This is a genomic window from Pseudomonas sp. SMN11 (assembly GCF_052041945.1).
In the GTDB taxonomy this organism is placed as follows: Bacteria; Pseudomonadota; Gammaproteobacteria; order Pseudomonadales; family Pseudomonadaceae; genus Aquipseudomonas.
Genome location: NZ_JBKGGW010000006.1, coordinates 114,563 through 140,471 on the forward strand (window position 1 = coordinate 114,563; position 25,909 = coordinate 140,471).

The 25,909-nt window shown below is 56.1% G+C and carries 25 protein-coding genes; 9 read left to right on the forward strand and 16 right to left on the reverse strand.

Features of this window, described 5'->3' with window-relative positions:
• Together ACLEJU_RS08570 and ACLEJU_RS08575 are read left to right on the forward strand one after the other, a co-directional pair.
• Positions 1–1,083, forward strand: a complete 1,083-nt coding sequence (locus ACLEJU_RS08570; protein WP_023048561.1) for an ArsO family NAD(P)H-dependent flavin-containing monooxygenase — start codon at positions 1–3, stop codon at positions 1,081–1,083.
• Positions 1,076–1,618, forward strand: coding sequence for an arsinothricin resistance N-acetyltransferase ArsN1 family B (locus ACLEJU_RS08575; RefSeq protein ID WP_023048562.1), 543 nt, complete (start codon positions 1,076–1,078; stop codon positions 1,616–1,618). Before ACLEJU_RS08570 ends, ACLEJU_RS08575 begins: the two co-directional genes overlap by 8 nt.
• A gap of 166 nt (positions 1,619–1,784) precedes the next feature.
• Here the strand turns inward: ACLEJU_RS08575 and ACLEJU_RS08580 are convergent, their stop codons facing one another.
• From ACLEJU_RS08580 to ACLEJU_RS08620, 9 genes are all read right to left on the reverse strand, one after another.
• Positions 1,785–2,468, reverse strand: coding sequence for a hypothetical protein (locus ACLEJU_RS08580; RefSeq protein WP_172439589.1), 684 nt, complete (start codon positions 2,466–2,468; stop codon positions 1,785–1,787).
• A gap of 657 nt (positions 2,469–3,125) precedes the next feature.
• Positions 3,126–3,452 (reverse strand): four-helix bundle copper-binding protein, encoded by a 327-nt coding sequence (locus ACLEJU_RS08585; protein WP_371263243.1) that lies wholly within the window; start codon positions 3,450–3,452, stop codon positions 3,126–3,128.
• 160 nt (positions 3,453–3,612) lie between these two features.
• Positions 3,613–3,966: a copper-binding protein gene (locus ACLEJU_RS08590; RefSeq protein ID WP_023048565.1), complete on the reverse strand. Its 354-nt coding sequence runs from the start codon at positions 3,964–3,966 to the stop codon at positions 3,613–3,615.
• A complete protein-coding gene (locus ACLEJU_RS08595) occupies positions 3,963–7,121 on the reverse strand; it encodes an efflux RND transporter permease subunit (RefSeq protein WP_435421841.1) in 3,159 nt (1,052 codons plus the stop codon). Before ACLEJU_RS08595 ends, ACLEJU_RS08590 begins: the two co-directional genes overlap by 4 nt.
• Positions 7,118–8,578, reverse strand: a complete 1,461-nt coding sequence (locus tag ACLEJU_RS08600) for an efflux RND transporter periplasmic adaptor subunit (protein ID WP_023048567.1) — start codon at positions 8,576–8,578, stop codon at positions 7,118–7,120. The genes ACLEJU_RS08595 and ACLEJU_RS08600 overlap by 4 nt, the downstream gene beginning before the upstream one ends.
• Positions 8,575–9,825 carry a TolC family protein gene (locus ACLEJU_RS08605; protein WP_023048568.1) on the reverse strand — a complete coding sequence of 417 codons (1,251 nt, stop codon included), beginning with the start codon at positions 9,823–9,825 and terminating at the stop codon, positions 8,575–8,577. The genes ACLEJU_RS08600 and ACLEJU_RS08605 overlap by 4 nt, the downstream gene beginning before the upstream one ends.
• An 86-nt stretch (positions 9,826–9,911) precedes the next feature.
• Positions 9,912–10,259: a hypothetical protein gene (locus tag ACLEJU_RS08610; protein ID WP_023048569.1), complete on the reverse strand. Its 348-nt coding sequence runs from the start codon at positions 10,257–10,259 to the stop codon at positions 9,912–9,914.
• Positions 10,260–10,295: 36 nt separating this feature from the next.
• Positions 10,296–11,696: a heavy metal sensor histidine kinase gene (locus tag ACLEJU_RS08615; protein ID WP_023048570.1), complete on the reverse strand. Its 1,401-nt coding sequence runs from the start codon at positions 11,694–11,696 to the stop codon at positions 10,296–10,298.
• On the reverse strand, positions 11,696–12,373 hold the full coding sequence (locus ACLEJU_RS08620) for a heavy metal response regulator transcription factor (RefSeq protein WP_012316925.1): 678 nt from the start codon (positions 12,371–12,373) through the stop codon (positions 11,696–11,698). The genes ACLEJU_RS08615 and ACLEJU_RS08620 overlap by 1 nt, the downstream gene beginning before the upstream one ends.
• A gap of 165 nt (positions 12,374–12,538) precedes the next feature.
• Here ACLEJU_RS08620 and ACLEJU_RS08625 point away from each other — a divergent pair, with 165 nt between their 5' ends.
• The 6 genes from ACLEJU_RS08625 (at position 12,539) to ACLEJU_RS08650 (ending at position 17,425) form a co-directional block, all read left to right on the forward strand.
• The gene (locus ACLEJU_RS08625) at positions 12,539–12,745 is read left to right on the forward strand and encodes a co-regulatory protein PtrA N-terminal domain-containing protein (RefSeq protein ID WP_012316926.1); all 207 of its coding nucleotides are present in this window, start codon (positions 12,539–12,541) and stop codon (positions 12,743–12,745) included.
• A 181-nt stretch (positions 12,746–12,926) separates the two neighbouring features.
• Positions 12,927–14,744, forward strand: coding sequence for a copper resistance system multicopper oxidase (locus tag ACLEJU_RS08630; RefSeq protein ID WP_012316927.1), 1,818 nt, complete (start codon positions 12,927–12,929; stop codon positions 14,742–14,744).
• 14 nt (positions 14,745–14,758) lie between these two features.
• Complete coding sequence (locus ACLEJU_RS08635) at positions 14,759–15,082, forward strand: hypothetical protein (protein WP_012316928.1); 324 nt, start codon at positions 14,759–14,761, stop codon at positions 15,080–15,082.
• The gene (locus ACLEJU_RS08640) at positions 15,072–16,187 is read left to right on the forward strand and encodes a copper resistance protein B (protein WP_012316929.1); all 1,116 of its coding nucleotides are present in this window, start codon (positions 15,072–15,074) and stop codon (positions 16,185–16,187) included. Before ACLEJU_RS08635 ends, ACLEJU_RS08640 begins: the two co-directional genes overlap by 11 nt.
• 10 nt (positions 16,188–16,197) lie before the next feature.
• Positions 16,198–16,980, forward strand: coding sequence for a c-type cytochrome (locus ACLEJU_RS08645; protein WP_012316930.1), 783 nt, complete (start codon positions 16,198–16,200; stop codon positions 16,978–16,980).
• Positions 16,970–17,425, forward strand: a complete 456-nt coding sequence (locus ACLEJU_RS08650) for a DUF411 domain-containing protein (protein ID WP_023048571.1) — start codon at positions 16,970–16,972, stop codon at positions 17,423–17,425. Before ACLEJU_RS08645 ends, ACLEJU_RS08650 begins: the two co-directional genes overlap by 11 nt.
• A 105-nt stretch (positions 17,426–17,530) precedes the next feature.
• Here ACLEJU_RS08650 and ACLEJU_RS08655 read toward each other — a convergent pair whose 3' ends face one another.
• From ACLEJU_RS08655 to ACLEJU_RS08665, 3 genes are all read right to left on the reverse strand, one after another.
• The gene (locus ACLEJU_RS08655) at positions 17,531–17,719 is read right to left on the reverse strand and encodes an AbrB/MazE/SpoVT family DNA-binding domain-containing protein (protein ID WP_016489899.1); all 189 of its coding nucleotides are present in this window, start codon (positions 17,717–17,719) and stop codon (positions 17,531–17,533) included.
• Positions 17,720–17,856: 137 nt separating this feature from the next.
• Positions 17,857–18,189, reverse strand: coding sequence for a DUF2790 domain-containing protein (locus ACLEJU_RS08660; RefSeq protein WP_012316932.1), 333 nt, complete (start codon positions 18,187–18,189; stop codon positions 17,857–17,859).
• 145 nt (positions 18,190–18,334) lie between these two features.
• Positions 18,335–18,847: an antitoxin Xre/MbcA/ParS toxin-binding domain-containing protein gene (locus tag ACLEJU_RS08665; protein ID WP_023048572.1), complete on the reverse strand. Its 513-nt coding sequence runs from the start codon at positions 18,845–18,847 to the stop codon at positions 18,335–18,337.
• Positions 18,848–18,984: 137 nt separating this feature from the next.
• Here ACLEJU_RS08665 and ACLEJU_RS08670 point away from each other — a divergent pair, with 137 nt between their 5' ends.
• Positions 18,985–19,908, forward strand: coding sequence for a TniQ family protein (locus ACLEJU_RS08670; protein ID WP_157852843.1), 924 nt, complete (start codon positions 18,985–18,987; stop codon positions 19,906–19,908).
• Here ACLEJU_RS08670 and ACLEJU_RS08675 read toward each other — a convergent pair.
• The 4 genes from ACLEJU_RS08675 to ACLEJU_RS08690 are packed head-to-tail and all read right to left on the reverse strand — an operon-like array spanning position 19,880 to position 25,888.
• Positions 19,880–21,358, reverse strand: coding sequence for a TnsD family Tn7-like transposition protein (locus ACLEJU_RS08675; RefSeq protein ID WP_031312166.1), 1,479 nt, complete (start codon positions 21,356–21,358; stop codon positions 19,880–19,882). The two genes, ACLEJU_RS08670 and ACLEJU_RS08675, sit on opposite strands and share 29 nt — an antisense overlap.
• Before the next feature lie 24 nt (positions 21,359–21,382).
• On the reverse strand, positions 21,383–22,831 hold the full coding sequence (locus tag ACLEJU_RS08680; protein ID WP_023048574.1) for an ATP-binding protein: 1,449 nt from the start codon (positions 22,829–22,831) through the stop codon (positions 21,383–21,385).
• On the reverse strand, positions 22,828–24,996 hold the full coding sequence (locus ACLEJU_RS08685) for a Mu transposase C-terminal domain-containing protein (protein WP_031312167.1): 2,169 nt from the start codon (positions 24,994–24,996) through the stop codon (positions 22,828–22,830). The genes ACLEJU_RS08680 and ACLEJU_RS08685 overlap by 4 nt, the downstream gene beginning before the upstream one ends.
• Entirely contained in the window at positions 24,989–25,888 is a 900-nt protein-coding gene (locus ACLEJU_RS08690; protein WP_049695266.1) for a TnsA endonuclease N-terminal domain-containing protein, read from the reverse strand. Before ACLEJU_RS08690 ends, ACLEJU_RS08685 begins: the two co-directional genes overlap by 8 nt.
• Positions 25,889–25,909 lie beyond the last annotated feature (21 nt).

Below are 25,909 nucleotides of genomic sequence, written 5' to 3' on the forward strand. Positions count from 1 at the left end.
ATGGCCACCGAAGGCGAGCTACTCGATGTCATCGTGATTGGCGGCGGGCAGTCCGCGCTGACGGTGGCCTATTTTCTCAAGCGGGCCAAGCTCTCGTTCCTGCTGCTTGACGCTGAAGAGGCTGCGGGCGGGGCGTGGCGCCATGGCTGGCACTCGCTGACGCTGTTCTCGCCCTCCGCTTGGAGCTCCATCGCGGGCTGGCCGATGCCGCCAGTCACCGAAGGTAATCCTGATAGGGATCACGTGGTCAGCTACCTGGAGCAGTACGAGGCGCGCTACGGGTTTCCTATCGTTCGCCCCGTCAGCATCACGGCGGTGGAGCGGACCGCACGTGGTCTTCGTGTGCGCTCGAAGGACCGCAACTGGGAAGCCCGTGCCGTCATCAGCGCAACGGGGACCTGGAGCAAGCCCAATGTTCCGGCCTATCCGGGGATAGAGCTGTTCCAGGGGCAGCAGATTCACTCCGCCCAGTACCAGTTACCAGAGGCTTTCCAAGGAAAACGCGTGCTGGTCGTTGGTGGTGGCAACTCGGGGGCGCAAATCTACGCGGAGCTGTCCGAGATCGCCGACGCAACGTGGGTAACCACGAAGGAACCGGCGTTTCTGCCTGATGACGTGGATGGCCGGGTGCTGTTCGAACGGGCTACCGAGCGCCTCAAGGCTCAACAGGAGGGCCGTGTTATCGACGCACAGGTCGGTGGGCTTGGTGATATCGTCATGGTGCCCTCAGTAGTCCGGGCTCGCGAGCGCGGGGCCCTTCGTGCTGTAAGGCCTTTCACCTCATTTACGTCGGATGGGGTCGTCTGGCCCAACGGTGAGAAAACCCAGGTCGATGTGGTGGTCTGGTGTACTGGATTCCGGCCGGCACTGGATCACCTTAAGGCACTGGACGTGCTGGATGACTACGGAAGGGTCGAGGTTGATGGGGGGCGTTCTATTCGCGAGCCGCGCCTCTGGCTGGTCGGATATGGCGACTGGACCGGCTTGGCCTCGGCGACGTTGATTGGCGTCACCCGTACCGCGCGCAGCACAGTTAACGAAGTAGTCGAACACCTGAACAGCTTGGAGCAGTCGGATGCATAGCGGAATCGAAATTCGTGTCGCCAGACCAGAGGATGCAGAAGAGATCCAGATCATCTACGCGCCCATCGTACTCAACACGGCCATCTCATTCGAAGAGGCAGTGCCGAGCGTGGAGCAAATGTGTGAGCGTATCTCCACGACGCTGCAAACCTATCCGTATCTGGTGGCTGTGCGAGAAGGACGGGTAGTCGGCTATGCCTACGCCAGTCAGCACCGGGCGCGTGCGGCGTACCGGTGGGCGGTGGATGTGACGGTGTATGTCGCCGAGGGGCAGCGCCGCAGCGGAATTGCTCGGCAGCTCTATGACGTGCTGCTGCCGGTTCTGAAGCGTCTGGGATATCGCTCGGCGTATGCCGGTATCGCCTTGCCGAATGAAGGCAGTGTCGGGCTGCACGAACGACTCGGTTTTCAGCACATCGGTACGTTTCCGCAGGTCGGATTCAAGCTCGATGCTTGGCATGATGTGGGGTATTGGCGGTTTGAGTTCGGTGACGACGGCCTTCGACCCGAGGCTCCAATGAGCTTCGTATCCTAAACCCGAATGCCACGCTAGAGCGTCCCAGCCCGCGCCGTTGCTGGCTGCGACAGCACTAATCCTCCAACACATGTGAGTAAACCTGAATCGTCCCAGTTTTGTAGACACCTCCAAACCTAATAATGATGCCCAAAGATTGGTGAAATGGTGCTTGCACTACAGGGGGCTAGTTGAAAAGGGCCAAGAAACGGCTGAAATTGACAGCGGCAATGGCAAGGCCGCTCAGTACGATAACTGTCGTGTAGATCGGGTGGTCTTTGACGATTTCAATTAACACAACAGGATGCACCCCGTTCCGCTCGTACCATTTGGATTTTGTCTTCAAGGACTTTTCATGTGTACGCTCGAAGAAGTTCGCAAACATATCGAGCTTCCTTAGGGTCGATTGATGCATTTTTATGTACTCAGCGTTCACAAAGGCGGCAGCCTCATCAGCGCCGGGCAGTGCGTCTTGGTCGCTGGCATTATTGAGTTCAGCCAATGCCATGATCCTGCCTTTCCTTCCCCTACTATCGGCATGCGGGGCATAGTTTCTTCCATATAACGCAACCAGCTCACGCGCAAGGTCAACCTTCTTGTCATCCGGCAGCTCTACGGGTTTGCCCCCGAGCACCCGAAAGCGATGCTCAAGCGCAAAGAACCCGAAATTTTCGTCTCGCATGTTCCAATGCAGGAACCGACAATCCTTGTGCTTATCAAGCCATTGGAAAAAACCTTTCAGCATCGACTTTTCGAATTTATTGAGCTCTGCTTGCATGCTGGAGAGCTGTTTGCTGAGCTCTGCTTCTTTATGGATGGACCACGATTTGGTTTGGCCGGTTTTTAGGTTCCGTGTGGCGATGGATGTCACACGTTTCGACTCCCCCGTATCATTTTCATAAAACGATTCGCAGGAGTAGTGAATTACGTAAACTCGGTTCGCGTCCAGGTAGAGGTCTTCGATTAACGCTCTGCTCCTTTTGCGATCCTTTACCCGATCTAGCTCTGCTCCCACACCTTTCCCCTCAACCCAATGCACTGTAGGCGAAGCTGGTGATTTTGCCCTCAAATGTGGGTACCCGCTAGATTCACCCCTAGCTTTGCCTTTGACTCTTCCTGAGGGTATACCGCTTGGGGATAATCAGCCGGCTTTGTCTTGGTGGATTGCCCTACAAATCGACGTGGCCTTCACCAAGCCGCTCCCAATGCCGGCCGTCAGAACGTAGGACCATTCGCTTCCGCCGAAGCGGGCTGGTGGGCGTGAGCCAACAGGCGTATCCTACAAGTGCTTGCTCCGAGACTTGTTGGCCTACAGCCTCCCCTTGGAGACATCTGATAGCCCGCCGCTGAGGCGGGCTTCTTTGCTATCGGGTCGCAGCGCCTTTGGTTTGCTAGCTTCCCAAGCTAGGCTCTGCCAGGGCGCATGCCCATCAGCGGTCTACCCGCCTCCCTAAGCACGACGATTATCGACGTACCCAAATCCTTAATCAGGCGCATGGAAAGCAGGCGGAGGTTTGGCGAAATTCGCTTACGCAGCCATTGCTTCGCAGGATTCTGCGCAGGTCATGCAGGCCTGGGCGCATTGCTGACAGTGGTCTGCCTTATGCTTACCGCACTCCTCCCCGCAGGCCCGGCAAATTTTGGCGCATAGGGCACAAAGCTCTTTGGCCAGCATGCTTTCTCGTGCCATCAAGGTAGCCGCAAGGTTGCACATATCTGCGCAATCTCTGTCCAGCTTGATGCAGTCAGCCATCATTTTTACATCTTGTTCTTGTAGGCAGGCTGACGCACAGCCTTCACAGGCCAGCGCACAGCGCAGGCATTCCGAGATGCATTCTTCAAAGCGACTGTTCATGGTCATATCTCCGGTATCGGGTCGATTTGATGCCAGTGCACCGTCTCATGACGGTATGTAGCGTTCGACCTGACGGGGTCCTGAAGATTGATTACATTTCTGTAAGCTTGTCCGAATCCTCTCGGTGTGAAGGCGTGCCCGATCATTTAAGGCTGGAACATCACTGCTTATGAATGCTCACGATCTTCGCGACGCTTCCTTCCATACGGAACCCAAATTTCACCTTGTCTCCTACGTTCAAGCCCTTCAGCTGTGCAGGCTCAGCATGGAAACCCATGGTCATCGCCGGCCATTTGAGCTCTGCTACCGGGCCGTGGGCCAATGTGATTTTTCCGCTTTGAGGATCCAGCGCCTTTATTGCCCCTTCAGCATGCGCGGTGGGTGCCGCCTGGGTGCCTTGGCCTCCTTCGGCGGAAGCTGGCATGTTCTTCATGTCCATACCATCCATGTCCTGGGCATGCACACTGGCGGCGAAAGCTGTGACCAGGGCTGCGATGACGATTAGCTTTTTCATTGGTTTTCTCCTGAGGGGTTGGGGGTAGTGACAGTAAGTTCGCGGCGACGGATCAGCCAGTACGCCGCAGGTATTACAAACAGGGAGAGCAACGGAGCGGTTAGCATGCCGCCGACCATGGGCACCGCGATGCGACTCATGACCTCGCTGCCGGTACCGCTGCTCCAGAGGATGGGCAGCAGGCCTGCAACGATGACCGCCACGGTCATTGCCTTGGGTCTGATGCGCTGCACCGCACCCTCACGGATTGCGCCGAGCAGCGCTGCTCGTGTGGTTTCGCCACTGGCCTGACGCTCAGCCCAAGCGTTATTCAGGTAAATGAGCATAATCACGCCAAACTCCGCCGCTACGCCGGCCAAGGCAATGAAACCAACGCCTGTGGCCACCGACAGGTTGTAGCCCAGCAAGTACAGCAGCCAAACGCCTCCGGTTAGCGCGAACGGTAGCGTGCCCATGATGAGTAGCGCCTCACCGAGGCGCCCATAAGTCAGGTAGAGCAGCACGAAGATGATGGCCAGCGTCGCCGGCACCACCCAGGCCAGGCGTGCGTTAGCGCGCTCCAAGTATTCGAACTGCCCGGAGTAACTCAAGCTCATGCCCGGATCTAGCTTTACCTCGGTGTCGATCACCTGCCGCAGGTCTGCCACAACAGACGATAGGTCTCTGCCGCGCACATCGACGTACACCCAGCCCGAGGGGCGAGCATTTTCGCTCTTGAGCATGGGCGGGCCATCGGCAATACGTATGCGGGCCACGGTGCCAAGCGTCAGCTGGCCCCCCTGCGACGTGTAGATCGGCAGCTGACGCAACGCCTCCACGGAATCACGCCATTCACGTGGATAGCGCACGCTAATGGGAAAGCGAGCTAACCCTTCAACCGTTTCCCCAATGGTTTCGCCACCTATGGCACCGGCTACAATAGCCTGTACGTCGGTAATGTTCAGGCCATAACGCGCAGCGGCATGGCGGTCGATGTCCAAATCAATGTAGCGACCGCCAGTCAAACGCTCTGCCAGGGCCGAAGTCACTCCAGGCACCTTTATCGCTGCCCGCTCTACAGCAAGGGTAGCCCGGTCTATCTGGTTCAGATCGCTGCCGGCAACCTTGACGCCGATCGGACTCTTGATGCCGGTGGCCAGCATGTCAATCCGATTGCGGATAGGCGGAATCCAGATATTGGTGAGCCCAGGCACACGCACGATACGGTCAAGCTCTTCGATTAGCTTCTCAGTGGTCATACCTGGACGCCATTCACTCTTGGGCTTGAGCCGCACGGTGGTCTCGAACATCTCCAGCGGTGCAGGGTCAGTGGCCGATTCGGCGCGGCCGGCCTTACCAAAGACGCTGGCTACCTCGGGGACTGTACGAATCAAGCGATCCGTTCGCTGCAACAGCTCTGAAGCTTTCTGCGCGGAGAGTCCAGGCAAGGCTGAAGGCATGTAGAGCAGATCACCTTCATCAAGTGGGGGAAGAAACTCGCCACCCAGATGGTTCAAGGGCCACAGACTGCTGAGCAGGATGAGCAATGCTCCAGCGAGGGTAAGCAAGGGCCGGCGCAGGACGACCTCCAATGCCGGACGGTACAGCCGGATGAGGCCCCGGTTGAGCGGGTTGCGCTGTTCCGCAGGCAGTGGCCCTCTGATCCAGTACCCCATCAGCACCGGTATCAGGGTCACCGATAGCGCAGCCGCCGCTGCCATCGCGTAGGTCTTGGTAAAGGCCAGGGGGGCAAAGAGGCGGCCCTCCTGGGCTTGCAGCGTGAACACCGGGATGAACGAGAGCGTGATGATCATGAGGCTGAAGAACAGCGCTGGTCCAACCTCGACGGCCGCCTCCGTCATTACGTTCCAATGCGCTTCGCCCCGCAAAGGTTGACCAGGATGCTGGGCATGCCAGGCCTCTACACGTTTGTGGGCGTTCTCGATCATGACCACGGCAGCGTCCACCATTGCACCGATGGCAATAGCGATTCCGCCAAGGGACATGATGTTGGCGTTGATGCCCTGATGACGCATGACGATCAGCGCAATCAGGATTCCCACGGGCAGCGACACGATGGCCACCAGCGACGAGCGCAGGTGCCAGAGAAACGCTGCGCATACCAACGCCACTACCACAAACTCCTCGACCAGTTTGTGACTGAGGTTCTCCACAGCACGGTCGATCAGCTGGCTGCGGTCGTAGACGGTGACAAGCTCCACCCCGGCAGGCAGGCCTTTCTTCAGGGTTTCGAGCTTGGCCTTGACGTGCGCGATGGCCTCACGAGCATTCTTGCCGCTGCGCAGGATAACCACTCCACCTACGGCTTCACCGAGGCCGTCCAGTTCACCTATGCCTCTGCGGGCTTCCGGACCTATCTGCACCGTAGCGACATCGCCTAAGTTCACCGGCACGCCCTTGGTAGCCAGTCGCAGAGGGATCGCTCTGAAATCGTCCAGCGATCCTAGGTAGCCGGCCGCACGAACCATGAATTCTGCTTCGCCTTGCTCCAGCACACCACCGCCGGTCTCCTGGTTGGCCTTACCTATAGCCTCTATCACCTCAGCTTGGGTGATACCGAGGCTGGCCATGCGAAGCGGATCGAGGAGGACTTGGTATTGCTTGACCATACCGCCGATGGTGGCCACCTCAGCGACATCCGGCAGGGTCTTGAGCTCATAGCGCAGGAACCAGTCCTGCAGGCTGCGCAGTTGCGACAGGTCATGGCCACCGTTGCGATCGACCAGCGCATACTGAAAAATCCACCCGACTCCGGTGGCGTCCGGTCCGAGTACCGGCTTGGCTGCCGCAGGTAATCGCGATTGTGCCTGGCTCAGGTACTCAAGAACCCGAGAGCGCGCCCAATACAGATCGGTGCCGTCCTCGAACAGCACGTAGACGAAGCTGTCACCGAAGGCGGAGAAGCCGCGTACCGTTTTGGCCTCCGGAACCGAGAGCATTGTCGTGGTCAGCGGATAGGTCACCTGATTCTCAACGATCTGAGGAGCCTGACCTGGGTAGGACGTGCGGATGATCACCTGTACATCCGACAGGTCGGGCAAGGCGTCGATTGGCAGACTGCGCACCGAGACGAAGCCCCATGCCACCAGAAACAGCGTAGCGAGCAGCACCAGTACCCGGTTGCCTACCGACCAGCGGATCAGTTTGGCAATCATGGTTGGCCCTCCAACACTTTGATCTGCTCAACCACCATGCCCTCGTCGCGTTCGCGTATCCCAAAGCGAATCTGTGCACCGACCTTGAGGCCATCAAGGAGCGACTGATCAGCCACCGGGAAGGTCATGGTCATCCCAGGCATACCCAGGGTGAGGAAGGGACCATGGTCAACGGTGAGCTGGGCTCCGTCTATCTGCACGATACGGCCGTTCGCTTCATGTAAGGCGGGCCCCGCTTTTGGCTGAGCGTCTTGCGCCGTCGCCGCTTCGATGCCTTTCAAATTAGCTTCGGAGTCCAGTAGGAATTGCCCCGACGCTACGATGCGCTGACCTGCCTGAAGGCCCTGCAACACCGCAACTTGCCCCTTGCTCTCCTGACCCAACACGACTTCCACCGGTCGGAAGCGACCACCTTCTTCAGCCAGCATCACCAGATCCCGCTTGCCGGTACGTATGACCGCCTCGGCAGGCACCAAGAGGCTCTGCTCGGCAGACACGCCGGGATTGAGAGCCACTTGAGCGGTCATCCCAGGACGAAGCCGTCCATCCGGGTTGGGCAACTCGATACGCAGGCGCAACGTGCGGCTTTGCAAATCGGCATCAGCCAACAGCGCGGTCAACTTGCCCGGTACCGGATCGCCTGGGAAAGCTGGCAATTGCGCTTGCACAGGCTGGCCTTCGCGCAGGCCTTGAGCCTGGGCTTCTGGCACAGCGGCTTCCAGCCAGACGTTGGCCACTCCGTTGATCCTTGCCAAGGTAGTCCCCGGCGTCAGCGTCATGCCGGGTCGCAGATCGAGAACCTGGATGACACCGGCAGTGGGCGCGGAAAGTGTGACCGAGAGCTGTACCTTTCCAGTGCTCGCGACCCGGTTGATCAGGTAGACCGGCATGCCGGAGAGCAGGAGCCGCTGTCGTGCCGCCGCTGTCAGTTGAGCGTCGCCGGAATGCCGCAACGCCAGATATTCCTCCTGCAAACCAGCCCACTCCGGGGTCAGCACATCGGCTAGGGGAGCCCCTTTAGCAACTATATCCCCCGCCGCCCGGCCATATACGCGTTCGACGTAACCGCCAGTACGGGCCTGCAACACGCTGAAGTCGCGTTCGTCGAACGCCAGAACGCCGCTCACGCTCAGGGATCGTTCAAGCCTGCCAGCCATCACCGTTGCCAATCGCATCCCGAGATTTTGCTGGAGCCCAGCCGAGACCTGAACCGCAGGCTGCCCCTTGTCATCCGTCTCGCCTGAATACTTGGGCACGAGCGGCATGTCCATGAACGGCGACTTTCCGGGTGCCGGGAAATGCTGCTGGGGATACATCGGGTCGTACCAATACAGCGCTTTTTGCTCACCTACTGGCTGCGATGGGGTAACCGTGCCCCGTCCACCTAGCCAGAAGCCCGCGCCTGCTCCAATAGCAAGGGCAGCAGCCACAACCAACCCAATCGACCTATTCCTCATGCCCGCACCTCTCCATATACGAAATGCAGACGCGCTGCTGTTGCAGCCAACTGTCCTTGCAGATCCACATCCTGTAACAGCGCTTCCACGCGTTGCCGACGTGCCGACAGCACTTCACTCAACGGCGACTTACCGGCGCGGTAGTCCGCCAGAGCGAGGCGTACCCGGTCCTCGGCCAGAGGTAGAAGCGTCTCGCGACTGCGCCGCACCGCCCGCTGCAAACGTTGGTACTCGGCAAGGTCTGTTTCAAGCTGGGCTTGATGCTCGCGCAGGGCTGCATCCTGCTCATCCTCCAACTGACGAACTTGCGCGCGTCGTGCCGCAATCATCGGGTCTTGCCGGGAGCCGGTGAACAACGGCAGCTGGAAGCTGACTTGCAAGCTGACCATGTTGCTGAAGTCCGGGCCACGACGCTGATAATCCACCCCCCAAGACCAATCCGACTTCTTTTCTGCCTGGGCCTGGTGTACCTGGGCTTGCGCCTCGCGTGTCATGGCGTTGTAGGTATTGAGCTCCGGGTGGGCATGTACGGAGTGCAGGTATTCAGCTGCGTCTACAGGCCAGAGTGGGAACGTCGGCGCCCCTACTTCGGCGTCCTGCCCAATCCAGCGCTTCAGCGCGGATCGCGCTTGAGCTGCCTGACTCAATAAAACATCCTTCTGCTCGTCCAGCTGCGCCAATTCCTGTTTCGGAGCCAGCGTATCGGTCGTCGAGCCTGCGCCACCGGCCAGGCGCGCCCGCACCGTAGAAGCCAGCAGCTGGTTTTCTTTGTAGAAAGCGTCGAACTGTTCAAGTTTTCGCTGCACGGTGTACGCATTAACCCAAGCCTGCGCGGTTGCCGCTCGAATCTTCAGGCGCTCGAAGACCGCCTCAGCATCGGCTCGCTCGACCGTGGCCTGAGCTGTCTCTACGCGAGCTTTACGTTTGTCCCGGTTCGGTACGTCCTGGGACAGGCCAACCACCTGCATGGTCATGAAGTCTCTGTTCAAGCTCCAGCGATCAGCGCCTTCAATCGGCAGGTTTTGTACTCCAAGATTCAGGCGCGGATCGGGTAGTTCGCCCGCTGGAATGACCAAGTTGCGCGCAGCTGATGCCTGCTCTTGGCGGGCTTGTAGAGAGGGAGCGTTGCGTTCAGCCAGTTGCAGCGCTTCATCCAGCGGCAGCGTTGTCGCCTGTGCTGAGACAGCCGGCAGCAGTATGAAAAGGACGGCAGTGGGAGTTCGTCCCTGAAAACGTTGGGGAGTCATGAGAATGATTCCTCGAAAGATCAGCGCCCAGGCGCGTGCCATCGGCCCGCTGCTAGGCAGAACGATGGTGTGAAATTAAGAGGGAGTCAGACGCGGGGAGGACGCCATGGATCGGGGGGAGAACCTGTTGCTATGCCTACAGCGTAGGTATCGGCAGGTCGTGGCTTGGCATAGGTCAGTCCAGGCGTCAGGAAGCTGAGCTGCACTGTGCTGGCAGTTCTGCACTCCTGGCCTACCTTGCAGGATTTGGCATGGTCACCAGTCTTGCCCGGCTCTTGGTCCTGGCAGCAGTCATGGTCCATGCCCGCCATCATTTCCATGCCCATGGTCTGCATTGGGCAAGGTTCAGTCGCCGAATCGATGCCCGCCATCCCGTTAAGCGGAAGCGCCACGATAAGCATCAGGATGGTGAGCAGTCGAATGAAGCGTTTCATGATGGGCGAATATAGGTTACCGGGATGAATTCAGCATTAAGAGGCTTCACCAAACAACCGCTTGGAGGCTGGAAGGCTGATGTAAAAAGTTGTGAATCCCTCCGCTGAAGTACACCAAATTCGTCCGCTGTGAGCCTCGATGATGGAGCGTGTTATCGACAGGCCCAGGCCTGCATTGCTTGGTCCGCCTTCGCGTCTGGCTGGATCAGCCCGATAGAACCGGTCGAAGATCTTGCCAATGTGCTGAGGATCGATGGTTACTCCGCTGTTACGTATGGACAACGTCACGTTTTCACGTGTTTGCTCGATCTGCACTGATATCTCGTTGCCTTCCGGGGTGTAGCGCAACGCGTTCGATAAAAGGTTGGAAAGCGCTCGGTCAATCATCAAGAGATCGCCACGAACCTTGCCACGACCTTGGAGGGTCAGCTGGATGCCTTGATCCTCAGCCAGAAACTGGTAGTACTCGAACAGCTTGGATACGAGTTCGGAGAGCTCCACATCAATCTGCTCAGGCACGATCAGACCGTTATCCGCCTTCGCGAGGAAAAGCATGTCGTCGATCATGCGCGACATGCGCTTGAGGTCTTCAAGGTTCGAATAGAGGTTTTCCTCATAGGCATCCAGGTCACGCTTCTTGGTGAGCACCACTTCGGTATGGGTAAGTAGGTTGCTGACCGGCGTTCTCAACTCATGAGCGATATCGGCAGAGAAGTTGGACAACCGAACGAATGCATCCTCCAACCGTCCCAGCATCCCGTTGAAAGACAGGATGAGCTCCTGAAGCTCTAGCGGTACGGGCTCCAGCGGAATGCGCTCGCGGAGCGATCTTGCCGACATCCCGGTGGCCACTTTGGTGATTTGCCCGACAGGCCGAAGCCCACTCTTGGCAACGACCCAGCCCAAGCCTGCGCTCACAATCGCGCTGATCACCAAGCCGATGCCGAACCACCATTGCAGGGTGACAAAGAAATGCGCGTGAGTGGTGACATCGAGCATCAGCACGGCCGTCACCGGTTCCGTTTCGCCCGCGATGGTCATCTGGGCGGTGATACCGCGGAAGTTCTGCGATTCATCCTGCCACTCCCAGACCGCACCCTGGCGCGCCTGCTCAAACCGCTGAGGAATTTGGGAGGCTTTGGAGTCTGAAAAAAGGGTCGTTCCGTCAGCCTTGGTGATTTTCGCCGAAAGATCCTGATGTGCGCCGAGCAATGCCCGCAGCTGCTGCTCCTGATCGCCGAGCTCGCCTCGCGCTGCTGAAATGGACAGAATATGACGCGTTGACTCCAGCTTTTCGGAGAGCGCCTGCTCATCCAGCATCCGGAAATGGTGCTGGCTGAGCCCGTAGAAAGCCACGCCGGCAACGACCAAGACAGCAGTCACCGCGAACATGAACATCAGGGTCAGTCGCTTGACGAGCGATGATTGCGGGCGCATCACTCTGCCACATCCATCATGTAGCCCATGCCTCGGGCGGTATGGATGAGCTTTGGCGCGAAGTCGTCATCAATCTTGGCCCGCAGTCGGCGAATCGCGACCTCGATCACGTTGGTGTCACTGTCGAAGTTCATGTCCCAGACCTGAGAAGCGATCAGCGACTTGGGGAGCACCTCCCCGCGTCGGCGCATGAGCAGCTCCAAAAGGGCAAACTCCTTGGCAGTAAGGTCGATCCGCTTGCCGTTTCGCGTAGCCCGGCGCTTGAGCAGGTCAACCTCAAGGTCCGCCATCTTCATGGTGGTTTGAGCAGAACCACCGTTGCCTCTGCGCAGCAGTGTGCGGACCCGAGCCAACAGCTCAGAGAACGCAAAGGGCTTCACAAGGTAGTCATCAGCACCCAGCTCCAAGCCTTTAACGCGATCATCTACGCCATCACGGGCCGTGAGAAAGAGGACCGGCACGTCTTTCCCCGCTGCCCGGATCTTGCGCAGGACCTCCCAGCCATCGAGCCCCGGCATCATTACGTCCAAGATCAGCAAGTCATACGCTTCGCTCTGCGCCTGTTGCAGGGCGTCAGTGCCTGTCATCACCCGGTCTACAGTGAAGCCAGCCTCTGTTAGGCCTTGCTGGAGGTAGACACCGGTTTTCGGCTCATCTTCGGCTACGAGTAATTTCATCTGCTCTCATCCACGCGGAGTGCATCTCCAGTTTGCAGGAAAAAAGACGCCCAACCAGAAGCTGACGGAAAAGTAATGTCGCGATCAGTTTTCTGACAGCACCGCGAGGCTAATTTGACCCTGTACCTGACGCCATGAGGCGCAGAACCCACTGAGGATCTCCAGATGAACATGGTCAAAGCAATTGTGGTGGTCGTTACCTTCGGCATGGCAGGCATCGCCCTGGCAGAGGGCGGCGCGGACCGGACCTTTGCGCGGATGGAAGCGGCTCGCCAAAACTCCATGCAGGCCTATCAGGTTGCGCAGCAGGAGAAAGAGCAGCCGCCGGTCGCCGCACAGTCCAGCAAGCATGTCGGCCACGAGAGCTGCTGATCCGAGCTTACAGAAATGTAATCACTCCGGAATCTGAACTATGGCAGTTTCAGACTACGGCCTCTCATCAGCCTCGCGCAGTAGCGAAAGTCTACGAGACTGGTGAGAGCTCCAACGAACCCAAGGGCTGCGCCATCGAGCAGCCTGGATATCAGCGATCTACCTGACTGGACGCAACGGCATGCAAAGCAAAACCACGAGACGATCATTCGTCAAAGGCCTGGCCGCTACCGGACTTCTGGGTGGGCTCGGCATGTGGCGCGCGCCGGTCTGGGCTGTGACCAGCCCTGGCCAACCGAACGTGCTCAGCGGCAATGAATTCGACCTGTATATCGGTGAACTGCCCGTCAACATTACGGGGGCAGCTCGTACGGCCATGGCCATCAACGGCTCCGTGCCTGGGCCGATCCTGCGATGGCGCGAAGGCGACACCGTGACGCTGCGTGTACGCAACCGGTTGAAACAGGACACCTCCATTCACTGGCACGGCATAATCCTGCCCGCCAATATGGACGGTGTGCCGGGCTTGAGCTTTCACGGCATCGCTCCCGATGGCATGTACGAATACAAGTTCAAGGTCCACCAGAACGGCACTTACTGGTATCACAGCCACTCAGGCCTCCAAGAGCAGTCTGGGGTCTATGGCGCACTGGTGATCGATGCTAAGGATCCCGAGCCGTTTGTATATGACCGCGATTACGTCGTCATGCTCAGCGATTGGACGGATGAGGACCCGGCGCGGGTGCTCTCCAAACTCAAGAAGCAGTCCGACTATTACAACTTCCACAAGCGCACGGTCAGCGACTTCGTTGACGACGTGAGCGAGAAAGGCTGGTCGGCCGCTGTAGCGGATCGGAAGATGTGGGCTGAAATGAAGATGAGCCCCACCGACCTCGCAGATGTGAGCGGGTATACCTACACCTACCTCATGAACGGCCAAGCTCCGAACGGCAACTGGACGGGTATCTTCAAGCCCGGCGAGAAGATCCGCCTGCGATTCATCAACGGCTCGGCCATGACCTATTTCGATGTCCGGATTCCTGGGCTCAAGATGACGGTTGTGGCTGCCGACGGCCAGTACGTCAAACCCGTATCGGTCGATGAGTTCCGGATCGCCGTTGCTGAAACCTACGATGTCATCGTCGAGCCTGAAAACGAACAGGCCTATACGATTTTCGCGCAATCCATGGACCGTACCGGGTATTCCCGAGGCACCCTGGCAGTTCGCGAAGGCTTGCAAGCGCCCGTACCGGCGGTAGATCCACGCCCGATCATCGCCATGAGCGATATGGGCATGGACCACGGCAGCATGGGCGGAATGGATCATGGCAGCATGGCTGGCATGGACCAGGGCAGCATGGCCGGCATGGATCACAGCAAGATGGCTGGAATGGACCACGGCAGCATGGCCGGTATGGACCACAGCAAGATGACTGGGATGGGCAATGAAGGCATGGCCGGCATGAGCGGCGCAATGCAAAGCCATCCGGCTTCCGAGACCAACAACCCACTGGTCGATATGCAGACTATGTCGCCAACGCCAAAGCTGAACGATCCGGGAATTGGCCTACGCAACAACGGGCGTCGAGTGCTGACGTACGCCGATCTGCGGAGCACCTTCATCGATCCCGATGGTCGAGAGCCTGGACGGACAATCGAACTGCACCTTACCGGCCACATGGAGAAGTTCGCGTGGTCGTTCGACGGTATCAAATTCTCCGACGCTGAACCGCTGCGGTTGAAATATGGCGAGCGTCTTCGCATCACCTTGGTCAACGACACCATGATGACTCACCCCATCCACCTCCACGGTATGTGGAGTGATCTGGAGGACGAGAACGGCAACTTCATGGTTCGCAAGCACACCATCGACATGCCACCTGGCTCAAAACGAAGCTATCGCGTCACCGCAGATGCCTTGGGACGTTGGGCCTATCACTGTCACCTACTGTTCCACATGGAAATGGGCATGTTCCGAGAAGTACGTGTGGACGAATGAACTGGAGATTTGAGATGAGCAAACCAATGAAACGAAGCGCCTTTTTCCTTTCTGCTGCGATGGTAGGCATTCTGGCTGTTTATGCCCCGTCGTCGTGGTCCAGCGACAATCATGATCAGCATTCCCAGAAAACCACAGAGGCCGGCAAAGCCAAAGGCTCGCAGGACAAGCAGGGCCAGGGGATGAACCATGAAGGCATGGACCATGGTTCCATGGAAGGTATGGACCACGGCTCGATGAAGGGAATGGACCATGGCTCGATGGAAGGCATGGACCACGACAAAATGATGAAATCGCATGGCAGCGACAAAGCTAAGGCAGGGAAAGATGGCCAATAGCCTCGGGCGGCCTTCGCTGCTGGCTCTGACCGTTTCGATCAGCATGCTGGGCGTAACGCCCAGCTTCGCTGCTGAAGAAATGGATCACTCGGGCATGGATCATTCGAAAATGGGGCACGGCTCCATGCAAATGGATGCTGCTCCATCCGAATCGATGCCGGCGATGGATCACAGCAAGATGGGGATGGGCAAACAGCAGAAAAAGCCTGCCCCTGTTGATCACAGCCAGATGGGGCATGCTCAAAGCAAGAGTAAATCCAGCCCGGTGGACCACAACAAGATGGACCACAGCAAAATGAACCATGGAAACATGCAGGGCATGGATCACGGCTCTATGAAGGGCATGGACCATTCCCAGATGAACCATAGCTCAGCGACTTCTCCGACCACGACGAGCCGCACGCCGATTCCAGTGCTCACTGATGCGGATCGCGAGTCGGCCTTTCCGCCCCTGGGTGGCCACCAAGTGCACGACAGCGGAATCAACAGCTTCTTCCTGTTGGACCAGCTCGAATACCAGGACGCCGATGAGGGCAGCACCCTGGCCTGGGACGCATCAGGCTGGATAGGCGGCGACATTAATCGCCTCTGGGTTCGTTCGGAAGGCGAGCGCACCAATGGGGTAACCGAAGATGCTGAGCTGCAACTCCTGTACGGGCGCTCGGTCAGCCCTTGGTGGGATGTGGTCGCCGGGGTCCGCCAGGATTTCAAACCGGAATCCCCACAGACCTGGGCAGCCTTTGGTATTCAGGGCATGGCTCTGTATGACTTCGAGGCCGAAGCCACGGCGTTTATAGGCGAGAACGGTCAGACTGCTGCGCGTCTTGAGGGCGAATACGACATCCTGCTGACCAATCGCTTGATTTTGCAGCCCACGGCCGAGGTCAATTTCTATGGCAAGAACGATCCTGAGCGCGGCGTTGGCTCGGGCCTTGCCAATACCGAAGTCGGGCTGCGCCTACGGTATGAAATTGTCCGCCAGTTTGCTCCATACATAGGCGTTACCTGGAGCCGCTCCTACGGCAACACCGCTGACTTCATCCGAGACGAGGGTGGAGATGTTGATGAGGCACGCTTCGTTGCCGGTATCCGGATGTGGTTCTGAGAATTCCAACATGAAAAAAACAATTACAACGCTGCTTGGGGCCGGTGCTGTCGGAAGTGCTGCGGTATTGGGCACAGCCTATTTCGGTCTGGTGAATGTCGGCGCTGATGATCCTCACTTCCCGGCAGTCCATTCCTTTCTCGCCATGGCTCGTGATCGGTCTATTGAGGTTCGAGCGCGAGACATCGAAGTCCCTGATCTGAAGGAAGCCGCGTTGATCAAAGCGGGGGCGGGCAACTACAACGCCATGTGTATAGGCTGTCACCTTGCCCCTGGCGTTGGGAAGACTGAGCTAAGCCAAGCGCTATACCCGTCGCCACCCGACCTCACCAAGGTGGGTGTCGGAGGCGATCCAGCCGCCGCATTCTGGACAATCAAGCACGGTATCAAAGCCACGGGCATGCCCGCCTGGGGCAAGAGCATGGGCGATGAGTACATCTGGGGAATCGTCGCGTTCCTGGATCAACTGCCCCAGATGAATGCCGAGCAGTACAAGGCCTTGGTGGCCACGAGCGGCGGCCACCAGCACGGCGGCGGTGAAAGCGATATGCACAACCATGAGGGCCAGCACGGCGGGAGCGGTCGTGCCGAGCATGGTGATCACGATGAAGCGGCAGACGACGATCATGCCCAGGCAGCTCACGACCATGGAGCTGCACCCGCAGGCTCCGCTCAAGCGGCAGATCATCACGGTGACCACAATGCGGCCGAGGCCCATTCGGATGCCCACCCGACATCGTCGCCAAAGACGCATGTTCACAAAGACGGTAAGGAGCACACTCATGCCAACTAACCGGATATTCGTTCGGCTAGCCGCTATCGCTGGGCTTCTGGTGACCTCGGCGGCCTATGCTGCCGAGCCATTGTCCATCGACGTTCACCGAGACGCGAACTGCGGTTGCTGCAAGAAGTGGATCGCGCACCTGGAAGCCAATGGTTTCAAAGTGACCGACCATGTTGAGACGGACATGAGCGCAGTGAAACAGAAGCTGGGCGTAGCGCCACGGTTAGCGTCCTGCCACACAGCTGTGATCGACGGAAAGTTTGTTGAAGGTCACGTGCCAGCTGAGCAGATTCGAGAACTCAGGGGGCGGAACGATCTAGTCGGGATCGCCGTACCAGGAATGCCAGCTGGGTCCCCAGGCATGGAGGTTGATGGCGTAAGCCATGCCTACCAAGTCATTGGTTTAATCAAAAGCGGCGAGGACCAAGTAGTCGCCAACTATCCAGCCAAATAACGCACCTACCAGGAGGACGGCGGTAGGCTGACTGCCGTCCCTTATTCCCCCGCTAGAAAGCTTCATCAGCTCAACAGGACGACAGAGAGGGGCTACAAAGGGTAGCTAGTCAGATTCACGGCGCTCGCGGACTGGCTTGAGTACGATATCGCCGTTGATGAGCTCGATGGAGAGTCTGTCGCCCGTCGTGACCCCGAGCTCGCGCAAAATGTCATCGGGTAATTCCACAATCACATCGCCGGAGCCGTCGCCGGGATCTAGGCACTTTACCGTGGTGCGCGCTGATTGAGTCATTGGACTCTCCTGCCTGAGCTACCAGTCCTCATCGTACTCCACCAGTCATGAAAGCCGGTAACCAGGCGATCTATTGCCGGAATTGACGCTTCAACCCGGCGTTTTATCAGAGTAAGTCCTGTCCACTCGCTCAGTGCTCAGTTCTGGCCCCGGCAACCGACTCCAGCGGTCCGGTATTCAAGGATTTTCACGTCTCCGTTGGAATCCTCGTAATTCATCTGTGCCGGCATCACGTCACAGCTCGCCTTGGTCGACGTCATGCTGATCACCTTCGCCACGTCGAGCCGCATCCCGTAGCGATAGTGGATCACCTCCGGTGGGTTCTTTCCCTTGGCAGCGGCATAAGCTCGCATAGCTTGCTCATTGGCCTGAATCATCTTTCCATGCAGACGGTCGGATCCTCCTTCGGCGAGTACGGCTGACGAAGCCACTAGGGCCAGGATAGCGGTGATACTTTTGATGACTTTCATTTCAATCACTCCAATAAACGTGACTGAAGATTAGGGGTTGATCGCTGTCAATTGAGTGATACGGGAATTACAAGGTTGTAAGTCCCGCATGTAAAAAGAGGTAGCGTTGCCTCCTCGCCGCATACCAACCTCGCCCTCAGGCAAGCTACTGGTAGACACCCAAGCGTATACGCTCAAGATAGTCCGCTACGACGCTGAACCCGAGCGACGTGTCGAGCATCTCGAAGGGTACAAACCCCAACAAACGGCCGCACGGCCGACAAAGCCACTGCTCCGCGAGCATCTGAGAGCCAAATACCTTCGATGCAAGCTCCAGTCCTTTCGCATACTGGAACGCCACCGCGCTCTGCTGGGCATCCAGACGATGGGCCTGAGCGGGATGGCTCAGACGGTGAATGCTTCTGGTCGATCTTCCTGTGATTCGCCCGACAAGGTTACGAGCCTTGAACAGGCTCGATGACTCGACCATGCACTTCACGTCGCTGAAAAAGAATCCTGTTTGGACTAGACTCAGGAGCTCCAGCTGGCTCAACCCGTCGGGGTGGGTATGAACCAGGTGGAACGTTGGTGGAAAGGCCTGCGATTCAACAGGTGGGCGAGTGCTTGTAGGATTCACTGCATCGACCTCCTCTTGTGCGTTGGCTGCCAGACTAGCCATTTTGATTCCCAAGCACGTCCGGCGCCCTTCCACCTTCACAATAGCCCAATACGGTCACCAATGTGGATGCGATACCGGTGACTTCTAACTAAAATGGCATACCGCCCGTCTAGCAACGTGTACAAGCACTTCAATTAATGAGAATTTTCGCACCATTACCTGGAGAATATGTCGCATCAGCGCTTAAGCGAGGCAATGAGCTTCTAGGTATTAAATCTCTAAAAACTGAAGATTTCTATATAAAACCGATACCTCGTGTTGGCTTTGGGATTAGTAAAACCTTAAGCACCGCGCAAGCAGAGTGGCGGCCGCATCAAGAATTTTATTACCCAAAACTGCTAGACGACCACAAAATTTCCGAACTAGTCCTAAACGACCACACTTTGTATCCTATGATAGCTGCGCTTGGTCGTCATCGAGCGACCGCAATCGTCACACCAAAGACTTGGCAGAAAGTTTGTCCAGATTGCGTTCTCGAAGACTTGAATAACTGCGGAAGCCCCTATATTCATTGCAGGCACGTGTTGGGTTCCGTACAGGTTTGCAGTACTCATGCTTGCACTCTAATCGAAACATGTCCGGCCTGCTCAATGCCACTGAAAAAGCACGAGATTGGTCACCTAGCCAAGTGCAGCAAGCAGGGCAAATGGTCAAGACGTCAAAAGCGAGAATTCGGATCAACCCGTCATATGTACGCCAAATTTGTCGCAGATCTTCTGGGCTACCGCGGCCCGATGATACATGATGGAACGGCAGACTTTATCGCATATGCAAGCCTCATGATTAATCGCACTAGAGAATTCGAACGCACCGAGCTGGATATGTCCAAACTGATTTACAAAGAAATGGGGATTACGTCGAGACTTACCACGAGCAGTATCTCCACCAGTGACAAATTTCCTATGTATGTATTTTTAGGATGTCACACCGCTGAGAATTATTTAAATTTGCTAGCGAACCAAGATGAGCAAGACCTCCTGCGAGAGAAGAAAAAATCCATATTCAATAAACTCTTGCACGAAGCCAATAGAACTAGTCCATATCGTCACGTATCTGCATGAGGATTTCATCTTCGGATACGCGAGATATCCGTATTCCGGCATAACGGTAGAGAACACTCATGGCACAGTGTTCAGTCAGAGAGTATTCTCGGATTGCCCACCGGATTTTACGCAGCTGGTGGTCATGAGTAGACTCAAGCAAATCCGCCATCAACCTTATGCTCCTCGGAAAATGTTCCGGCATTTTAAGGAAAGCGTGGGCGTTTACCACAAGCCTGCATAGAGCAGCGCGGGTGACCTGCTGAGGCTTTCCGTGTACAGAAAGTAAGATCGCCCTAGCTTTAGCGAGCTCTGACGCAAGGGTGAAGTCCCTGGATTGCCAGTCGATTCGAATCTTTCGATCTCTGAGGTAGGGGTTTGCAGCAACATAGTTGACCAACCATTCCCTGTCGTGGCGGTACAACCACTGATAGCCCGGCTTGTCATGACATTTGGGGTTAGCACTGTTTGCAAAGGCTAACCGGCGGGCTTGGAGGTCATTGTCATCAGTAAGGTTATTCGGCCTATCACGACAGACCATAACACCAGCGGATATATCGGCCTCTGGACAGTAGGTCTTGAGGTGTTCCAGCTCCAGATCGAGGAGCCAGCAGAGGAAATAGAACTTGAAGGGCTGCACGATTCGCTCTCGTCGCCGTATGATCTGCAAAACCCAGTCACAGGACCGAACCATTTCTTCAAACTCGGCAGCGCTAGGACTGCACCGAAGTCGCCTGGTTAAGAACTCTCTCAGCATTCCCTCTCTAATTCGACCAGACCTAATAAAACTCATCTCGTCCAAACGGGTCCTGAAAAAATTTCCAGCCTGGATCGCTTTGATCTCATCGGGGTGGTCGAGCCCCCATAGCTGCATACGGGCAATCGCAATGGCCGCGCTGTGTTCTCCACAGTCCATAACCGGCGTTCCACCTGATTCGCCCGGTAGCAACATGCAACGCCAATCTGCCCCTTTGGGAAATCTCATCGCCTGTAGCACTTCGCTGTGGCGCGGACAGACGCAAATGCCCGAAGCTTGATGAATACGATGCCAGTAGGCTAAGCCGCACTCCAGCATGTCCTGTCCGACGCAGCTCTCGCAATATCTAAACGAGGCGTGTTGGAGGAAACGCGACGCTGTTATGCCCAAGGCCATCTTGAGTCCTGTACCCCGATTACCTCCCATTAGAACAACGGCATCGCGGCCCTTCTGTTCATTCAAAAACGGCAAATAAAGCGGTAAAAGTGTGAAGCGATTGATCAACTCTCCTACGGGAATGGCGCCTCCCAGACGCTCAGACAGAGCCCCTAAGCAGCATGGCAAAATGGAACCACAGGTACGCGAGTAGCTACCGAAGAGCTCGTGGCTTGACACGCGGTATCCTGGATTGGCCGCTAGCTTGTGATAGCGCACGGCCAGGCTGTAGAGCGACTCATCCGGGAACGGCTGGGGGAAGAACAGAAGGTTAGCCACTGCCTTGAGCTCCCGATCCTCATGTCACCAGGAGGAATCCCTATCCACCCAGCCGCGCTGTTCGAGCTGAGCCTGAAGGTCTTCGTCCTTCGAAAAATGCACGTTAGCTAATGCTCCGTCAGCAACCGGGACCACGGTACGACCCGTAGCCTTCGATGCCGATTTATCCTTGGCTTGAGGTGGAGGAGTGATCGCGGCCTGGGTAAGTAGCGAAAGATGAGCTCTGTCGGCCCGGCGAGCCAAGTCGTAGTTCATCATCTGGGCGATCTGGTCTTTTGTAGGCATCATGTCCTCGAAGTCAGCAATCTGAAGAGGATCACCGCTTCGTAGAGCCTCGATGGGCTTGTGTAGAAGCCTCATTTGATTGTCATACACCTGCTGAAGCACCGCTGGCGTAATAGCGTCGAGGCCCTCCCAAATTACATGACGCTGCGCAAGCATAAGCAGTTTCGCTAGGAAATCAGTATTGCCTTGGGCGAGATCATAGATCTTGGACAAGAGCTCCTTCGTCAGGGGGGCGCATGATGCCGTCCAGTCATAGGCCCAGAGTTGGGACACCAAGTGCTCCCAAAACGGATCGTCTTCGCTGAATCGGTCAAAAGCGATGGGTCCCATCCCCGCCGCTCTTCGGGCGTTGCGCAGCACACCAGAAAACAGCGGGAGCATTGCGTTGGTCCCTACATACACCAGCGGAACGCCTGCATCGTTGGATAAAGTTACGAAGAAATTCAGCAACTTTTCCCGATCCTGTCCCCCCCGCGAGGAGCAAAGATGCTGCATTTCATCAATGATCAAAGCACCAATGAAAAAGGTTTTGCACAGCTGACTGATGTGCTGGAGCATTACGCTGATGCTGTTGCCAGAACCGCCCCTGCGCGAGTATTTGTCGACTCCTAACGCAGCATCCAACGCTGAGAAGAATGCTGCACAGAAACCGCGCAACGAGCCGTCATGAGGGCACTCAATCTTTAGCCACACGACCTGGGTTTCGATGAGAATGGCGTCTTTATATCTGCTGTGGCTGATCACCTGCGGATAAAGCCTTGCGATGGAATTGAGCGCTGTGGTCTTACCCATACCACTCAAGCCGATGAGCGTCATCGTCTCAGCGGTGGACATGAATCCGTGGCCCTTGGCCTCCGCTGAGGAAGGCAGCCGATGCCTAACAGATGAGGCCAACAGCGGATTGCGTCCCATATATCCGTAGCGAATCAGCTGGCTGAAAAGGTCTTCAAGGCGCAGGTGAATTTCGAATGGAACAACAACATCTTTCAGCCGGTTGATCCCATGACCGCGAAGCTTCGGTGGCAACGCTCGTTCGGCCTCGTCGGGCTTCGGCGGAAGGTTCCCAACGCGCCTGACCACATCTACATCCGACAGAATTCTAGGCAAGCATTCGATCAGCGGGTTGCCATCGTACTGAGGCATGCCTGTAGGAATGTATTCTGCGGGGGAGAACGTCAAATCGTTCATGTCTCAGCCTCGCTTCCCTCGCTGACGACTAGTTTCAGAAACGCCGCGCTTCTCGCGGAACTGGGCCTGCCGGTGACTAGCTTAGAATTTTCTGCCACAGGAGGTATGTTATCCACAACGCGTAGCTGATTCAGATCAGCGGTATGGGAATCGCGCTCGGTCTGAGCTTCGGTAGCACGCTTGGCACGTTTGTCCCGCTTGAAATCTGCATTCGATTTCGGGTCACCCTGAGCGACACGTTTGGATTTGGCCCGGTCAAAGATTTCCTCTTGCCGCCCCCTTACCAGCGCCGCAGTATTATCACTGTCATAACGGGCATCCGGCGAAACTTGGTTCAGGACATGGATCATATCAAGAACCTCCTCCATACGGAGTCCACCATATTTCTGCCGTTGCTGCGGTACAATAGTTAAAGCCTCAAAACCTGCTTCTGACTTGATCCAACAATTTTCAATAGAGTTAGGATCATAGAATACTCGAACATATTTCGTCCGCAGGTTGTGCGAGCGCTCCAACCACTCCTCGCGTAACGCTGTTTGACATGTATACTGTACGCCTTGGAAAACAATACCGCCTCGACTTATACGACACTGCTGAGAGGGCAATAGAGCGATTTTCAACTCAGCCGGCGATACTACTTTTGAATTTATAGGGCTATTATCCTTCGACCAATTCCAAATCGCTATAGGCGTTGCTTCCACTCCGCCGGCAATCATCTCGCGATTTAAAAGGTGTGGTATCCGCAGGCTCTTATTGTGAGCCAAGACTCCTACAATAACCATTTCGGTGAACTCGTCGATATCCAAAATGGCATCGAGTTGGTAGTCCCTATCGCCGCGCTCCATTTTACGAGCATCCACTCCGCCTGGAACGAACTTCAAGTCGAGGTGTTCATTGATCAGACGGAAACGGCTTTCGATGATCCCTTTCCAATCAGGCCTGAAAGGAGGCAAAATTTGCACCCCAAGCCCCAAGCTTTGGGAGAGCGTTGCCCCCGCCTCGCTTAGAAGTTCAGCCCGGTCAGCCACAATTTCGACTGGCAAATGCGAGCATGGCCAGTCAGCTTCCTCAATGTCTACGTTGTATCGTTTGCAAAACTCAACCTTTGAGGTGCAAGCGTTGTATATCGCGTGTCTAGCCCCATTCCAGCTGGGCCCCTCAAGGCCCACGTGAATTCCTACAATCATTCTGGTGTAGGTATCGACGACTACATAAAGTATCGGACGCCCAATGAGCCACAGCCTATTAACGCGATGCACTAAATAGACATCAGCGATGGTGGAATCTATCTCATATCGCTGCGTCGCGCCTATCAGGCCTTGGGATGCTGAGCCAACGATAGCCCGATGGTCTTTGTTGTACCTGATAGAACCGCCACGCACCTTGAGCTTATACAGGTCATCGAAAAATAATTTACCGTGATATCTAAGCTGTGCAGTAGTCGGGTAACTGCCGCGTACAATATTTCCTTTCGATCCGTCAGGGAGAGTCGCTCTATAAAATTTGTTTAACATCCACTTATGTGCATCTTTCAGGGTGCCACACTTGCCGCTAGCGACTCGCCCGTAAGCCAAACGGATATGAGAGAGATGGCGCTGTTCGAGCGGGATGGCACCACCATCATTGACAACGACACCAAGATACTTACGCGGCCGACCGGGGATAATACCTGAGGACCGATCCTTTTTCTTCCCACGTCCGCCGCAAGCGCTTGTGTTCCAAAGAAACGCGTTAGGTGTCTGACCCATACTCCAATAGCGGTATAGAAGCCGGTATATCTGCTTACGCTCTACCCCTGTCTCTATGGCATGCGTCGCAACAAGCTTCCCAAAACCAGGACCAAGAATATCCAAGGCAGAGCGATCTTCTACTAAACTTCTTATAAGACTCCAATTTCGATTTCGGCTCGCCTTTTCATTTTCACTAATTTCATCGTCGCTTCTGAGCAGATGTAAAGGAACCATTTCTGGACTTAAGACCGCGCGCCCTGAATCAATTTCGTCAATTAAAACTGACTTATCAATCTGCCACGGCTTGCCTGGATTCATATTCAGCTCAATCACGATAACAGTATCATTATTTATGCCTAAGACCCTAACTGCCTTTTTTAGTAAGCTCGGTTCTTCGCCGGGAGAAACAATGCTGTTAATTTGAAAATCAAGCATGATGAGAAACCTCGGTTGGCGGAGACAAAGCCGCTGACCGATGGCTCGGCCATACGTGCAACGGCTGCGACAAGCTTATTATTTTCGAGGTAATATCAGACTCTAAACGGCCGATCCATAGCAGGTGATGGAAGAGCCGCTTCACGCTCATATAGTCAATATAGATATCACGTGACGCCTTTTCCAAAAGAGCTTTTAAGGGTATTTGATCCGTCTTTGACCCCGCGATGTATTCAAGTAAGTTCCCTATATTTTTCTCAGTCGGCAACGAGGGATGGATATTGGCATAAGTCCTGAGAACTCTGAGGTTCGCTAATCTAATCTTCGAGAGGTTTTCGTGCAGGACCAGCTTCCAGTCCACGCCCCTCATTGACCAGTATTTTTCCTCAATAGCGAGCTTTTCAGCTATTCGATTCCGCACATGAAGATCAGCCTGCTCAAATTCCTTTCTATATTTTACTGAGCGAGCAGCTAACCTCGTTTCACCAGAGGGATCCAAGAAGGTGATGAGAAAGTCCGTCGTCATAACGACAGGTATCTGCGTCCCAGGATATACAGGGTGACGACAATTTATGCTTGAGGCAATTGCTTGAGTCTCAGCCTGTGTAAGCAGGGGGTACTGCTCTCGGATATCAATGATCGAGGCGTCGTGCTCAAGTACAGTGAGGTAATCTCGCTCCGCATTGGACAGCAGGTGATGAGTGCGGAAAATCTTAACTCCCGCAATCATATGGGAGACACCCTTTGATTTGATTTCCCACACCTTGATCCATGGTTTATAGGAATCTCTCACTCCACTTCCACGGCCTGATTTAATTTTTTTATCTATTTTTGATTGGGTCATCAGCTGGCGGTGGGCAGCCTTGACCGGAGCTACGGGCGCAGATGCCATGTTCAAGTCGCTCATGATTGG

What these genes read in the sequence shown, in the direction of transcription:
- ACLEJU_RS08570 (WP_023048561.1), top strand. Translation starts at nt 1, where the DNA reads ATGGCCACCGAAGGCGAGCTACTCGATGTCATCGTGATTGGCGGCGGG.
- ACLEJU_RS08575 (WP_023048562.1), top strand. Translation starts at nt 1,076, where the DNA reads ATGCATAGCGGAATCGAAATTCGTGTCGCCAGACCAGAGGATGCAGAA.
- ACLEJU_RS08585 (WP_371263243.1), bottom strand. Translation starts at nt 3,452, where the DNA reads ATGAACAGTCGCTTTGAAGAATGCATCTCGGAATGCCTGCGCTGTGCG.
- ACLEJU_RS08590 (WP_023048565.1), bottom strand. Translation starts at nt 3,966, where the DNA reads ATGAAAAAGCTAATCGTCATCGCAGCCCTGGTCACAGCTTTCGCCGCC.
- ACLEJU_RS08595 (WP_435421841.1), bottom strand. Translation starts at nt 7,121, where the DNA reads ATGATTGCCAAACTGATCCGCTGGTCGGTAGGCAACCGGGTACTGGTG.
- ACLEJU_RS08600 (WP_023048567.1), bottom strand. Translation starts at nt 8,578, where the DNA reads ATGAGGAATAGGTCGATTGGGTTGGTTGTGGCTGCTGCCCTTGCTATT.
- ACLEJU_RS08605 (WP_023048568.1), bottom strand. Translation starts at nt 9,825, where the DNA reads ATGACTCCCCAACGTTTTCAGGGACGAACTCCCACTGCCGTCCTTTTC.
- ACLEJU_RS08610 (WP_023048569.1), bottom strand. Translation starts at nt 10,259, where the DNA reads ATGAAACGCTTCATTCGACTGCTCACCATCCTGATGCTTATCGTGGCG.
- ACLEJU_RS08615 (WP_023048570.1), bottom strand. Translation starts at nt 11,696, where the DNA reads ATGCGCCCGCAATCATCGCTCGTCAAGCGACTGACCCTGATGTTCATG.
- ACLEJU_RS08620 (WP_012316925.1), bottom strand. Translation starts at nt 12,373, where the DNA reads ATGAAATTACTCGTAGCCGAAGATGAGCCGAAAACCGGTGTCTACCTC.
- ACLEJU_RS08625 (WP_012316926.1), top strand. Translation starts at nt 12,539, where the DNA reads ATGAACATGGTCAAAGCAATTGTGGTGGTCGTTACCTTCGGCATGGCA.
- ACLEJU_RS08630 (WP_012316927.1), top strand. Translation starts at nt 12,927, where the DNA reads ATGCAAAGCAAAACCACGAGACGATCATTCGTCAAAGGCCTGGCCGCT.
- ACLEJU_RS08635 (WP_012316928.1), top strand. Translation starts at nt 14,759, where the DNA reads ATGAGCAAACCAATGAAACGAAGCGCCTTTTTCCTTTCTGCTGCGATG.
- ACLEJU_RS08640 (WP_012316929.1), top strand. Translation starts at nt 15,072, where the DNA reads ATGGCCAATAGCCTCGGGCGGCCTTCGCTGCTGGCTCTGACCGTTTCG.
- ACLEJU_RS08645 (WP_012316930.1), top strand. Translation starts at nt 16,198, where the DNA reads ATGAAAAAAACAATTACAACGCTGCTTGGGGCCGGTGCTGTCGGAAGT.
- ACLEJU_RS08650 (WP_023048571.1), top strand. Translation starts at nt 16,970, where the DNA reads ATGCCAACTAACCGGATATTCGTTCGGCTAGCCGCTATCGCTGGGCTT.
- ACLEJU_RS08655 (WP_016489899.1), bottom strand. Translation starts at nt 17,719, where the DNA reads ATGACTCAATCAGCGCGCACCACGGTAAAGTGCCTAGATCCCGGCGAC.
- ACLEJU_RS08660 (WP_012316932.1), bottom strand. Translation starts at nt 18,189, where the DNA reads ATGAAAGTCATCAAAAGTATCACCGCTATCCTGGCCCTAGTGGCTTCG.
- ACLEJU_RS08665 (WP_023048572.1), bottom strand. Translation starts at nt 18,847, where the DNA reads ATGGCTAGTCTGGCAGCCAACGCACAAGAGGAGGTCGATGCAGTGAAT.
- ACLEJU_RS08670 (WP_157852843.1), top strand. Translation starts at nt 18,985, where the DNA reads ATGAGAATTTTCGCACCATTACCTGGAGAATATGTCGCATCAGCGCTT.
- ACLEJU_RS08680 (WP_023048574.1), bottom strand. Translation starts at nt 22,831, where the DNA reads ATGAACGATTTGACGTTCTCCCCCGCAGAATACATTCCTACAGGCATG.
- ACLEJU_RS08685 (WP_031312167.1), bottom strand. Translation starts at nt 24,996, where the DNA reads ATGCTTGATTTTCAAATTAACAGCATTGTTTCTCCCGGCGAAGAACCG.
- ACLEJU_RS08690 (WP_049695266.1), bottom strand. Translation starts at nt 25,888, where the DNA reads ATGGCATCTGCGCCCGTAGCTCCGGTCAAGGCTGCCCACCGCCAGCTG.